The sequence below is a fragment of the Bartonella sp. SL320 genome (assembly GCF_059687635.1).
Window position 1 is genome coordinate 1591125 of sequence record NZ_CM185143.1, and the last position, 13861, is coordinate 1604985.

General features: G+C 35.1%; 8 protein-coding genes and 1 pseudogene. 7 read left to right on the forward strand and 2 right to left on the reverse strand.

The features are described from left to right. Positions 1-617: 617 nt before the first annotated feature. Complete coding sequence (locus AC6ER8_RS06545; RefSeq protein WP_497079657.1) at positions 618-1706, reverse strand: site-specific DNA-methyltransferase; 1089 nt, start codon at positions 1704-1706, stop codon at positions 618-620. 374 nt (positions 1707-2080) lie between these two features. Between AC6ER8_RS06545 and AC6ER8_RS06550 the strand changes: the two genes are divergently transcribed. The 7 genes and pseudogenes from AC6ER8_RS06550 to AC6ER8_RS06580 all read left to right on the forward strand — a co-directional run bounded on the left by AC6ER8_RS06550 (position 2081) and on the right by AC6ER8_RS06580 (position 12826). Beyond that, positions 2081-2776 carry an HAD family hydrolase gene (locus AC6ER8_RS06550; RefSeq protein WP_497077911.1) on the forward strand — a complete coding sequence of 232 codons (696 nt, stop codon included), beginning with the start codon at positions 2081-2083 and terminating at the stop codon, positions 2774-2776. Between the two features lie 1469 nt (positions 2777-4245). Next, a complete protein-coding gene (locus AC6ER8_RS06555) occupies positions 4246-4602 on the forward strand; it encodes a hypothetical protein (RefSeq protein WP_497077912.1) in 357 nt (118 codons plus the stop codon). A gap of 230 nt (positions 4603-4832) precedes the next feature. Continuing rightward, positions 4833-5156, forward strand: coding sequence for a hypothetical protein (locus tag AC6ER8_RS06560; protein WP_497077913.1), 324 nt, complete (start codon positions 4833-4835; stop codon positions 5154-5156). A gap of 207 nt (positions 5157-5363) precedes the next feature. Next, positions 5364-5726 (forward strand): hypothetical protein, encoded by a 363-nt coding sequence (locus tag AC6ER8_RS06565; RefSeq protein WP_497079659.1) that lies wholly within the window; start codon positions 5364-5366, stop codon positions 5724-5726. 1050 nt (positions 5727-6776) lie between these two features. Next, positions 6777-8174 (forward strand): threonine synthase, encoded by a 1398-nt coding sequence (gene thrC, locus AC6ER8_RS06570; protein WP_497077914.1) that lies wholly within the window; start codon positions 6777-6779, stop codon positions 8172-8174. An 84-nt stretch (positions 8175-8258) separates the two neighbouring features. After that, positions 8259-9532, forward strand: a pseudogene (locus AC6ER8_RS06575) (M16 family metallopeptidase). Positions 9533-9940: 408 nt separating this feature from the next. Beyond that, on the forward strand, positions 9941-12826 hold the full coding sequence (locus AC6ER8_RS06580) for an EAL domain-containing protein (protein WP_497077915.1): 2886 nt from the start codon (positions 9941-9943) through the stop codon (positions 12824-12826). Between the two features lie 405 nt (positions 12827-13231). Here the strand turns inward: AC6ER8_RS06580 and AC6ER8_RS06585 are convergent, their stop codons facing one another. Then, positions 13232-13816 (reverse strand): YqgE/AlgH family protein, encoded by a 585-nt coding sequence (locus tag AC6ER8_RS06585; protein ID WP_497077916.1) that lies wholly within the window; start codon positions 13814-13816, stop codon positions 13232-13234. Between the last annotated feature and the right edge of the window lie 45 nt (positions 13817-13861).

Consider the following 13861-nt stretch of genomic DNA (forward strand, 5'->3'; position numbering starts at 1 on the left):
TGGAACTTAAATGAGAGCATAGAGTGAAAATTTCTCATTTTCATTTCTTTGTAAAAAACTAAAAAACGCTCATTTGTTATTTACAAACGAAATTGCTATGTAAAAAAATCTAAGAAAGATATAAAGTGTCCTCCTATCCATCTCAATAAAGGCAACATATTGATTTATAAGATAATTAACTATTTTGCATGTTAAATAAGAGTCACAAATATCGTAAAATCCTCCCATTTCAAATCTGTTTATTTTGAATCAATTAAAAATGCTTGCCTGCACATCATAAGCAGAGCTAACATATGAATACAAACATTTTAAAATGCCTCAATCGTCTCAAATGCCAAGAGCTGTTACAACATTTGGGAGCCACTGAGGTGTATGAGAGTGCCGTCTTACCTCCTTCACAAACGTAAAGATGGGGGTGCTCTATAAACTTTATACACGTCATGGGACGTTTACCATTATATCATTCACAGATGCCATCGCGAAATGGAATTGAATGCATTGAGAAATGTTTTTTTAAGCGCGTCAATTGCTAACCCAATAGCACTGTGTTTTGAATGAGAGGTGTAAACCAATCGAGAATATACCGGTAGTCAATAGAATGATGCGATCATCCTAGTTTATACAACACCCGTTTTTAACATTTGTGAACGTATGACCATTCTTAAATGATCTATGGACTTCAACCGACCATTTTCCTCGTAATACCAAAAGGTCCAACCATTACAGCTTTGCGAATCTTGAGCCTTTCTACCCATTGCGTGAATTGAACCTGCTTCACCACCATGCATAATTGTACCATCAGCTCTTACAATAGCAGATACTTGCTTCTTGCGATCATAAAGAACTTCTCCAGGATAGAGTAAACCAGCTTCAAGCAAGCTATTGAATGCTACGCGCGGTTCTGCTTTTTTTCTATCCAAAATCGCCAATTCTGGTTGCGCTAAAGGTTTGACCGCCGCAATTCTCTCACATGCCGCATCAATGTAATCTTGCTCGCGTTCAATCCCAACAAAATCACGCCCTAAAAGCTTGGCAACAGCCCCTGTTGTTCCTGAACCAAAAAACGGATCAAGAATAACATCTCCAGGTTTACTAGAAGCCATAATAATACGCGCTAATAACGCTTGTGGTTTTTGTGTCGGATGTAACTTACGCCCTGAATCATCCTTTAAACGTTCAGCGCCAGTGCAGAGAGGGAAAAGCCAATCTGAACGCATTTGCAAATCTTCATTTGCTGCTTTTAAAGCATCATAATTAAAGGTGTACTTTTTATCTTTTTGATCTCGCACAGCCCAAATAAGCGTCTCATGCGCATTTTGAAAGCGACGCCCTCTAAAATTAGGCATCGGATTATTTTTGCGCCAAATGATATCATTAAGCATCCAAAAACCTAAATCTTGCAATGCCGTACCAACGCGAAAAATATTATGGTAAGATCCAATAACCCAAAGCGTTCCATTGGGCTTTAAAACACGACGACACGCAAGCAACCATGCACGGGTAAAAGCATCATAAGCAGCAAAACTCTCAAACTGGTCCCATGCATCATCAACCGCATCAACAAGCGAATGATCTGGACGGTATAAAGCACCATCCAATTGCAAATTATAAGGGGGATCCGCAAAAATCATATCCACGGAATGTTTTGGCAATTTTTCTAAAACGGCAACACAATCTCCTTTAAAAATTTTATTGCGCCATGGCATCTGTGAAGGAGTACGAATGAAATCTTTTTGAAGCTGAATAACTGTCATGAAAAACCCAACAAAATGAACTGAATTTGCCCTATAATCAATCAAAATAGTTTATAGGCCCGCATTACCAATTCATATTTACAAAATAGAGTAAACGTATCGTTAAATTTCTGCAAAATTGATATTCGTTTTTATTTTTTTTAAAGTAAAAAAAAACTTTCATATGAATGAATCCTTATTTTTCTTTCTTTAATGTACTCTTCCCGTATCTTTTATTTCGTAAAAGAATTAAGAATCATTTTCAAAGCACCTTTTTATGAAATAAGGTCCTCTTAATATTGTTTTCATGAAAGTTGTCCATCTCGTAACATGTAAAGGAATATCTTATGCCTCAGATAGATCTTATTATTTTTGATTGTGACGGCGTTCTCGTCGACTCTGAATATCTTGCCGCAAAAATTGGATCTCAATTGCTCAAACAAACAGGATATGAAATATCACCCGAAGAATTAAGTGAGCGTTTTTCAGGGCTTATCTTTCGCGATATTCTTAAACACGTTGAACAGGAAACAGAAAAACCAGTTTCTGCTCATCTCATAGATCAGATGACCAATATTTTTCGTACACAAATAAAAACTGAATTACGAGCTATTGATGATGTAAGACAAGCCGTAGAAATTATTCAAACGCGCTATCCCTACTGTATCTGCTCTAATGCAAAGAGTGTAGATATAAAAGAGATGCTCACAACAGTTAATCTCTATGACCTTTTTGAAGGTAAAATATTTTCAGCACCTGAAGTTGGAACAAAAAAGACAAAACCTGCTCCTGATGTTTTCCTTTTTGCCGCAGAACAATTACAGGTAGAGCCTCAAAACACGATCGTTATAGAAGATTCACTTCATGGCGTGCATGCCGCCATAGCAGCAGGCATGCGTGTCATCGGCTTTACGGGAGGATCCCATAGCTATCTTGGCCACTCTAATGCACTTGCAGAAGCTGGTGCGGAAACAGTTATCGCAAAACATGCACATTTAGGAGAAGTCTTAGAAGCAATGGCAATATGGCGCGATTTGTTATAAAAAAACCTCTTGACTATATTAGTTTGTAAACTTTTGTAAGGGGGGATTTTTCCCCAAATGTCCTCCCCTTCTCGCTTCTCTCCTTTTATAATAACTTCAACAAATGCGCGTTTCACAACACGGGGCGATTGCATCTCAATGTGAAGAAAAAATAAGCGCTCTCGTCCAGAAAACATGAAACCATTGTACATGCTTTAAAGGAAGCAAAAAAGTAAGGATATGAACCCACAAAAACCCAACCTTCTGTGAAATCACCTCTACCGGTAAACTCTCTCTCTCAAATCCCATATTCTATTCCCAACATTAGTAACCTCTCTTGGTAAATGACTAGATTTGTCAAAAAAAAGAATATTACGATGCCCTGCTCAATGCTCAATAAGATATAAAAAAATTTTATGCCGAAACAACGCCACATCAGCTTATTAAACACATGGCCCAACATGATAAAATTCTGTGGTATGTGCATATTGATCATAGAAAATACATTAAAATGCGCGGAATCTATAAAAGAAATGAATAAAACGCCTCTTCATGAAGCATCTCAAAAACCAAGGATTTTAGTAATATTCAGAACAAGAAAGGTATATGATAGTACCCTCCTTTTTCCTATATAAACATAAAAAGGGCAGCGCCCTACGAATTTTATATTATGAGGCTTTATCATGATACCACTCACATACATCATTGTGAAATAGACTTGAGTATTGTGGAATAGGCTTGAGTTCCTTGAGAAAGGTTTCTTTAAAATAAGAAGCTTAACATCATATAATAACATTGAATAACGTAGAGAGAGATCAAAAGCATCATAAAATTTTCTGAAAACACTTAAATAAACTTTTAAAATTGGCAATAAAAGCAGATCTTTCTGTAAGTAATTAACTTTAGAAAAAATACTCTTAAAAAAAACAATGTAGAGAAAATTATACTCTCTATAAAAAACTTAATCTATAATAAAATCTATAATAAAAACCACTATAGAAAATAAAACTTCAGTGCTGCCATTCCTATTCATTATTGATAATATTCTCATATATACCAAAAAATTTTATATTTCTTATTATACACCCAACAATAAAGTTAATTTTTATATATTTAGTCGGTATAAATTTTAATCAATATTATTGATATAAATGCATTGAAAATAATATTAAATCAACTTCATAAAATAATAAAATAATTATATATTATTCTATATATGATACATAAAAAATATTTTATAAATATGTTTTTAAATATTATAATAATTACATATATTAATGAATAAACCAACTCTTAAGAAGATTTTTTGTAAATTATTACTGTTACTTTTTTACAATACTTTATAAAAAAAGTATATCTATATTTTTAATATGTATTTTTAATATTGACTAAAAATACATAATGACATATCTGCACTCATTATAACTTAAGTTATATATACATATTGTATATTTACTTATCTATATAATTAAAATATTTGAGGTAAAGTTATGGAAAAAATATTTAAAAGTTATGTCTTAAGTGTTTTTATGGCGAGCACTTTTTTTCTTTCACAAACTGTAAACGTTAATGCAAACTATTTGGAAAATACTGCCCCAAAAGAAGAGATTTCTATTCCCCTCATGGGACAAGTCAAAAATGCAAAATCTGATGCAGTTTCTACCACTGCTTTCTATACTCCATCTGTAAGTGATCAAACAGAAAATGGAACCAATGCAGAAGGAAAAGTTGAAAAGGTCGTTGAACCTATGACTGTAGGAGTGGGACTATTATTTGCTGGATATGCAATCAGTTTTATAGGATCGATCATAGGTTGGATAAAGGACATCGTATTGATGTTTAAATAATTCAACTTAGTATAACACAAGAATAAATGCTTCATTATGTGTTATTGATTTATTGTAAGTAATTACATAATGAAGCTGCTTTTACTAAAAATATAAATGCTGTAGATTACATCTAAATATCCAAATACCAAATATCCAAATTATAAATGTACGCATATATATTGAATAGTATAAAGTATTTGAGGTAAATTATGATGAAGTTTTTTAAAAGTCATATGTTAAGTATTTTCATGATATCTACCTTTTCTCTTTCACAGGTTGTCAATGTCCATGCAAGCTATTCGCAAGAGAGTACTCATCGTGAAAATATTTTTGTTTCTGCAATAGAACAAAAAAGAAAGGATGCAGTCCATCCCGTTTCTCTCTATACGCTAAGTCTAAATCGCGGTGTGGAAAATGAAATTACCCTTGAGGGAAACTTTGAAAAAATCGTTGAACCTCTTACACTGGGGACTTTTGGTTTGGGAATGGCAATTGGATATGCATCAAGTACGGTAGGCATGTTTTTAGGATGGATGATCACTAAAATAATATCCTATTTTAAATCTCGTTAAAATTGAAAATTCATAAGCATACAATTTTATCTTATAAAACATAAACTATAGATGCACTCTGCTTTTATCCATTGTTGATGATAAAAGGTGAGTGAATTATCCCATTAAGAATAAAAAAACTTTGAATGCTTCTGTTTTTCTTAATGTACACTTATTTTGTTAATGTATCTATTCAATTCAGATAAAAGTAAAAGTACTGGTGAAATGATGATTAAAGTATTGAAAACTTACGTATTAAATGTCTTTATAGCGATTTCTTTTTTACTTTCACAAATTACAAATGTTCATGCCAATCATTTGAAAAATAATACTCAATGGGAAACGATTTCTCTCATGGAACAAGAAAAGAAAAAAGCTATCAATATCGCTGCTTTCTATATTCCAGGTTTCATTCATAAAACAAAAAATGAATCTACCATTGAAGGAAAAGTGGAGAAAGTCTTTGAACCCATTACTCTAGGCGTTTTTTCTACAGTAGGTGCTTTGGGTTTTGGATTCTTAACCGGATCTATTATGGCTATATTTAGTGGGGTTATTGGATGGGCCATAGGGAAAGTTCAAGGCAAATAATTTAAAGAGACTCAATTATCTTTTCTATGTAAAATAGGAATTTACAGCCTGCTTTTCATCATTTAGCAGGCTGTTTTTATGCTTTCTATGGATTAAGCTTTAAATAACACCCTGTGTAGCACAAACATAACACCTATTCTAATAATAGATTGATTTATAATGATAATCTAGTATCACTCAACTTGAATGAGAGTCCTGAATATCGTAAAATTTTCTCATTTCAAACCTATCCCATGTTGAATCAATCAAAATTGCTTTCTTGCACATCACAAACGGGATGAGTGTGTGGATAAAATTTGTATAATAAAAATGGCTTTTCATGAACCGCCTTAAGTACTAAGGTCTGTCGCAACATTCTAGGATTAGCAAATACAAATAGTATGATGCTGCCGACTTGTTACTCCATAAGCGTAAAGATGGGGAGCTCAATGGATTACCGTTATACCATTCACAGGCAGCGCCGTGAAATGGGTGTGATGTGCGCTTTGAGAGATGTCTCTTTAAAATAAGCCCGTAAATGTGCAAACCAACGGCGCTCTATTCTTCGTATATAAGCAGATAAATTAAGCTAAACAAAGATTATTCAAAATATACATTTGCATACGAAATGCCCTAAAATTACCTTATAAATTTTCCAGTATGAACTTTAGGAGCTATCACTTCAATATTCATTTTAGCAAACTTAATTGTCACAAAGTATTAAGAGCATAAAATAGCTCTAAACAATTGGGTTTTACAGAAGAGCTCTTCAGTAAATAATATTCTATCTATGTGATTTCGTTATTCAGAAAGATACATTAAGTGAAAATACGTTGTAAGTTCAAGTGAATGAATAATAGAGAGAAAATTTCCAACTGTAACAGTTTTTTTGTAACTGTTTGAATTTATATCTCAAAAATAAAAATGCTTAAAATTATCTCTTTTCATTATTGAATCAAAAAAAATAAAATTCTATGGATTTAATAATTTAAATATTATGAAAAACATGAAATAAATAACTTCACCAATTTGCCAGAAATAAAAAACCAGAAATAAAAAAGGATAAAACTTATGGAATATATCAGCACGAGAGGTCAATCTCCTGCTTTAAACTTTACAGAAACAATCATGACAGGATTGGCAAGTGATGGTGGACTTTACCTTCCAGATCAATTTCCGCAACTATCATTTGATGCGTTACGCGCACTTCGTGGTCAGTCTTATGCAACAATTGCTAAAACACTTCTTTGGCCTTTTGTGAATAACGAAATTGAGTATACAGCTTTTGAAAATATGATTGCTGAATCTTATGCAACCTTCCACCATCCATCCGTCTGCCCGTTACGGCAAACTGGAACAAATGAATTTATCCTTGAACTCTTTCATGGGCCTACTTTAGCTTTTAAAGATATCGCCATGCAGTTCCTTTCTCGATTGATGGATTATGTTTTAACTGAAAAAAATAGATGTGCAACAATTATTGCTGCAACATCGGGAGATACTGGGGGTGCTGCGATACAAGCTTTTGCTGGAAAAGAACACTCAGATATTTTTATTTTATTTCCTAAAGGACGTGTGTCGCCGATTCAACAGCGGCAAATGACAACCAATAAAAATACCAATGTTCATGCCATTGCCATCGAAGGAAACTTTGACGATTGCCAAGCTCTGGTTAAAGCAATGTTTAACGATCATGATTTTCGTAAAAAGAGAGCCCTTTCAGGTGTTAATTCTATAAACTGGGCGCGTATCATAGCACAAATTGTTTACTATTTTTCATCTGCACTTTCTTTAGGTGCCCCTGATAGAGCTGTTTCCTTTACTGTTCCTACTGGAAATTTCGGTGATATTTTTGCAGGTTATGTCGCTGCTCGTATGGGATTACCCATTGCTCAATTGATTATTGCAACAAATGATAATGATATCCTTGCACGTACATTGAAGAGTGGTACTTATGAAACACAACCAATTGTCCATACCACATCACCTTCTATGGATATTCAAGTCTCTTCTAATTTTGAACGTTTACTCTTTGAAAGTGGCAACCGTGATCCGATGTGGATTCGCAATGCAATGGAAAACTTGCAAAAAACGGGATCGTTTACTCTTGATCAAAAGCAACTCAAAAATATTCGTTCCCTCTTTTCGGCTGGAAAAAGTAATATGACAGAAACAGCACAAACTATTGATCGTGTCTATAAAGAAAGTGGCTATCTTATTGATCCACATACAGCCGTCGCCCTTAAAGTAGCGCGCGAAAATAAAAAACCGCATATTCCAATGATCGTCCTTGCCACAGCTCATCCAGCTAAGTTTCCTGATACAATCAAAAATGCTTGTGGGATTCATGCCCCGTGGCCATCTCATCTCAATGATATCATGGAATGTGAAGAAAACTTCATAAGCCTTGCTAATGATGAAAAAATAGTAAAAGATTATATTTCTTTAAAATCACGTGCATCTTATTAAAGTTAGCTGCATTAATTTAAATCAAGAATATTCTAATACCTTTAACAATGAGGTGTGTAGCTTGTTTAATGGAGTCGTAAATACATGGATGTAGATGTTAGTCGTCTTAGTAATGGTTTGACTATCGCCACACATACAATGCCTCAGATTGAGAGTGTTGCACTTGGAATATGGGTTAAAGTAGGCTCTCGCAATGAATCCTTCACACAGCATGGTATCGCCCATCTGCTTGAACATATGGCTTTTAAAGGAACCGAAAACCGTACTGCTTTTCAAATTGCAACCGATATTGAAGATGTTGGTGGTGAAATCAATGCCACAACCAGTATTGAAACAACGGCTTACTTTGCACGTGTTCTTAAAAGCGATATCCCACTTGCTATCGACATTTTAGCCGACATTTTGATGCATTCAAAATTTGACGAAGATGAACTAGAAAAGGAAAAGCAGGTCATTTTTCAGGAAATTGGTGCCGCTCATGACACGCCTGATGATATTGTTTTTGATCACTTTACTGAAACAGCCTTTCGTCATCAATCCCTTGGTCGTTCTATTTTAGGAACCGTTAAAACTGTTCAATCATTTACATCTGCTGATCTTCATGATTTCATCAATAAACAATATAGTGCAGATCGTATGATTGTCGTTGCCGCAGGAGCTGTAAAACACGAAAACTTTATAAAAGAAGTTGAAAGTCGTCTTGGTACTTTTCGCTCCCATTCAACCGCCTCTCTTACTAATCTTGCAAATTATGTCGGCGGCGATTTTCGTAAATATCGCGATTTAATGGATACACAAGTTGTTCTAGGGTTTGAAGGGCGCCCTTATCACGCGCGTGATTTTTATGCAGCCCAAATTCTCTCAATTATTCTTGGGGGGGGATGTCCTCACGTCTTTTTCAAGAAGTAAGAGAAAAACGTGGATTATGTTATTCTATTTATGCTTTTCATTGGGGGTTTTCAGATACTGGGCTTTTTGGTGTTCACGCAGCAACTGGACAAGAAGGTCTCAAAAAACTTCTGCCTGTAATTCTTGATGAACTTTCCAAGGCAAGCAAAAATATTCATGCCAATGAACTCCAACGCGCACAAACACAATATCGTGCTAATCTCATAATGTCACAGGAAAATCCTTCTAGTCAAGCACATCTCATTGCGCGCCAAATACTTCTTTATGGTCGCCCCATTCCAATATCGGAAACAATTGAACGCCTCAATCTCATCACACCTACAAGATTAACCGATTTAGCACATCGTCTTTTTACAAGCTCCACGCCAACACTCACAGCTGTAGGACCTGTAGGACCTCTCATAAATTTTGATGATTTAACGTCAACTCTTTCATATAAATTAAAGTAAAAATTGCTTTTTAAAAAGAAGCGTAACAATGAATATAACAATGAATATATTGTATTATAAAATTTACCATAAAAACTTAACTCATTAAATAAGTTTTGGAAATATTGGACAAAGAGGTGTACAAAACTATCCAATTCCTTCTTCATGTGATAGAGATCCTAATGAGTAAAGATATATCTGCAAAATTTAGAGATTCATGGTTTAACTTTGCCCTTTTAAAATATAAAATTCCATCTGTTTCGAGTTTTATTGAAGCCAATGGATATCTGATCTATTTATATGTAAAATCATATAATTTTAAGAGAAAGTGATAATAATTTATTATGTAAATAAATGATAAAAGGTGGACGTTTTTCTCAAAAATCTAAATGAAAATTAAACATCCTAAAATATTGAGAGTGGGACATTGTGAAGAGTTTGTGTAAAATAATTGACATCATTTTCATTATCGTCGTTAGTTCTCTTGTCTACCTTACATCAGCCTATGCCATTGAGCCCGTTAAAATTTCTTCTCAGGATGCTGCGCTTGATCTCTCAAAGGCAATTGAAATTCATCATACAAACAACTCTATTTTTCAAACAAGTACAGCACCAGGACCAGATGGTATTGTATGGCGTATTGAAGTGCAGGCAAAAAGTAAAAAATTTTCTGGAAACTGGGCTGTTTTTTCTCTTGCAAATCCAACGGATGAACAAGTCGACCGTCTCATCGTTGCCCCTCATTACCGCATGGCGCATTCTGGATTTTTTTGGCCTGACCTTGGATCAGAACGGATTCAATCTATAACGCCAAGTGAAGGTTTTTCTCTTGATCGTCAACCTAGTGCAAATTCTGATATCTTTCGTATTACCCTAAACCCTGGTGCTGTTGTTACATTTGTGGCCGAACTTAACGCTGCAAATCTACCGCAAATCTATTTGTGGAAGCCTGAAGCTTATAAGGATGCTATTAATTCTTATACGCTTTATCATGGTATTCTTCTTGGAATATCCGGTCTCTTAGCACTTTTATTAACTGTTCTCTTCGTTGTCCGTGGGACAGGCCTATTTCCTGCAACAGCTGCTGTCGCTTGGGCCGTACTTTTTTATATTGGGATTGATTTTAATTTTTTAAATAAATTCTTTGCCATTACGCTCACAACCCAACCAGTCTGGCGTGCTGGTACAGAAGTAGCCCTTGCTGCAACGCTTTTCATTTTTCTTTTTACCTACCTCAATCTTAATCGCTGGCATTATCATTTTAGTTATGGTGCTATCGCTTGGATCATTGCCTTTTTCAGTTTAGGAGCCTTTGCTATTTATGATCCAATCAGAGCAGCAGGAATTGCTCGTCTATCCTTTGGCCTTACCGCAGTGCTTGGCATACTGTTAATCATCTATTTTTCAATCAGAAATTATGACCGTGCCATTATGCTTATCCCAACATGGTTGCTTATTAGCTTTTGGTGTGTCGGAGCCTATGCCTGCATAGAAGGACATCTCAATAATGATATTATTCAGCCAGCATTAGCAGGAGGATTAGTTCTCATTGTTCTTCTCATTAGTTTTACTGTCCTGCAACAAACTTTTTCTAATGACGCTTTCCATGAGGGAATATTTTCCGATCTTGAACAACAAGTCCTCGCAGCAAAAGGGGCTGGAAATGTTATTTGGGATTGGAATATTGAGCGTGATCGTATTGTTGTTCATCCAAACATGACAACTCTTTTTGGTACTGAAAGCCATAACCTCAATGGAACTATGCGCAACTGGATTTCAGCCTTACACTACGATGATCGTGAGCGCTTTCAAGCCGTATTGGATATTATTCTTAAAAATAAAAAAGGACGCATTGATCAAATTTTTCGACTTTCTTCTGGTGGAGGTTATTATCATTGGTTTTCTCTTCGTGCACGTCCAGCTATGCAAAAAGATGGGAAAATCACGCGTGTCATTGGAACCATTGTCAATATTACGAATCATAAAAAATCTGAAGAACGCTTATTACATGATGCAATCCACGACAGCTTAACTGGCCTTCCTAACCAACAAATTTTCTTTGATAGACTACAAAATTATACCTCTTTAGCAAAAGCAAATATCAAAATTAGACCAACCGTCTTCATGATCGATTTTGACAATTTTCGTCAAATTAATCGTAAATTAGGCATAGCTGTTGGCGATACCGTACTCCTTATAATCGCCCGTCGTTTAAATCGCCTTATTAACTTTCAAGATACTTTATCGCGCCTTTCAGCAGACCGTTTTGCAATTATTTTACTCAGTGAAACTGAGCCACAAAAAATTGCAGCATTTGCAGATCATTTGCACAAAACAATTTCAGCCCCTATTTCACTTTCAGAAAACAAAATAGTCCTTTCAACGTCTATCGGATTGGTTACATGGAGTGAAAGCCGCTCAACAGCTAAGGATATTTTCAATGATAGTGAATTAGCAATGATTCGTGCAAAACAAATGGGTGGAAACCATATTGAACCTTTTCGTCCTAATTTTCGCACTTTGGGCCTTGAACATAATACACTGGAAAAGGATATCCATTATGCCATAAAACGCCATGAGATGAAAATCCTCTACCATCCTATTCTTAATTTATCAGACGGACATATTATTGGTTTTGAAACAATTGTAGAATGGCATCATCCAACTTATGGAAAGTTAAATGTCTCTGATTTCATAAAGATCGTAGAAAACGAACAAATCGTTATGGATTTGTCACAATTTATCATCGATAATGCCATTGTCGATCTTATAAATGTACAAGAAAAATTTTCCCAACAGTCTTTCTTTATTTCAATTAATTTACCAAGCGCAGAAATGATTCATTCTCGTTTTATTAGTCAACTGCGTGCCGCTCTACTTCGTAATCCGCTCCACAAAGGGTGTTTGATGATTGAAATATCTGAATTTGTTTTAAGAAATAATCCCGAACAATCAGCACACTTTCTCGAACAAATTAAAGCACTGGGAATGAATCTCGCACTCGATAATTTTGGCACAGGTTATTCATCATTGACCTATCTTGTGCGTTATCCATTTGATATGGTTAAACTTGATCGTTCACTTATCTCAATTGACTCACTCAAAAAGAAACTTGTTCTCAAATCTATTATTAATATGGCGATAGATCTTAACTTGCAAATTATCGCAGAAGGTGTTGAAAATGAAAAAGAAGCAATCTTCCTTCGTCAAGAGGGTTGTAAATATGTTCAAAGCACACTTGTAACAAAACCAATTGCCATAGAAGAATTAATCACTCTTGTTCAAAGCCATTTCCCTTATAAATCAACCTACTGATTTATAAAGATACTTTATCATTATGATAACTTGAATTAAAACTTTGAATACCAGACGATTCTCTCACTTCAAATCTCTCTCATGTTGAATCAATCAAAACCATTCGCTTTCACATCACAAACTAGAGAGAACCGTATGGATAAAAAACCATTAAAAAAAGAAGTAAAAATACCTTTTTATGCATCGTCTTAAGTACTAAAAGCTGTCGCAGAAATTTTGGGGCTGGCAACGAGTGTGTAATGATGCTGCCAACTTGTTGCTTTACAAGCATAAAGACGAGGGCTTAATGGATTTACCATTATACGATTCACAAGTGCCATCGCGAAACGGGTTTGGGCACACTGAGGGGTGTTTTAAACATAAGGAATAGAATAACGTGTAAAATTAAAAAGCTTAAAAAAAGCTTTACGCGTGTCCCATTTCAGAAGCAAGATAGGTTGGATCAATCCCCATGCGTGTTAAACTCTTATCATATTTGCAACTTAAATCACTTTCAAAAAGAAAACTAGGGGATGTAGAACTGATTAACCAACCGTTTGTAGAAATTTCTGCCTCAAGTTGGCCTGCTTTCCATCCGGCATAGCCTAACGCTACCAGTGCATGCTGCGGACCTTGTTCACAACTGATCGCTTTTAATATATCAATTGTCGCCGTAAAGCAGACCTTATCTGCAATAAAAACAGTTTCTTCACAAGCGTAATCATCTGAATGAAGGACAAAACCACGCGAAGGATCAACAGGACCACCATAGCGAACTGGAAACTGTTTTACTGGTTCAGAAAGACCTTTTTTTTGACCACTGTCGATGACACCAAGATGAAGCAAAAGCTCTGGAAAATCAATATGATGCAATTGATTAAGAATAATGCCCATCGCACCGGTATCAGAATGCGCACAAATATAAATGACAGAACGAATAAAGCGTTTGTCATTCATCCCAGGCATTGCTATGAGTAATTGTCCGCCCAAAAAGCCATTACACTGCTTCATTAATCTGTTATTCTCCATAATTTACACGATAAAAGTTTGTCCATT

What these genes read in the sequence shown, in the direction of transcription:
- AC6ER8_RS06545 (WP_497079657.1), bottom strand. Translation starts at nt 1,706, where the DNA reads ATGCCATGGCGCAATAAAATTTTTAAAGGAGATTGTGTTGCCGTTTTA.
- AC6ER8_RS06550 (WP_497077911.1), top strand. Translation starts at nt 2,081, where the DNA reads ATGCCTCAGATAGATCTTATTATTTTTGATTGTGACGGCGTTCTCGTC.
- AC6ER8_RS06555 (WP_497077912.1), top strand. Translation starts at nt 4,246, where the DNA reads ATGGAAAAAATATTTAAAAGTTATGTCTTAAGTGTTTTTATGGCGAGC.
- AC6ER8_RS06560 (WP_497077913.1), top strand. Translation starts at nt 4,833, where the DNA reads ATGATATCTACCTTTTCTCTTTCACAGGTTGTCAATGTCCATGCAAGC.
- AC6ER8_RS06565 (WP_497079659.1), top strand. Translation starts at nt 5,364, where the DNA reads ATGATTAAAGTATTGAAAACTTACGTATTAAATGTCTTTATAGCGATT.
- thrC (WP_497077914.1), top strand. Translation starts at nt 6,777, where the DNA reads ATGGAATATATCAGCACGAGAGGTCAATCTCCTGCTTTAAACTTTACA.
- AC6ER8_RS06585 (WP_497077916.1), bottom strand. Translation starts at nt 13,816, where the DNA reads ATGAAGCAGTGTAATGGCTTTTTGGGCGGACAATTACTCATAGCAATG.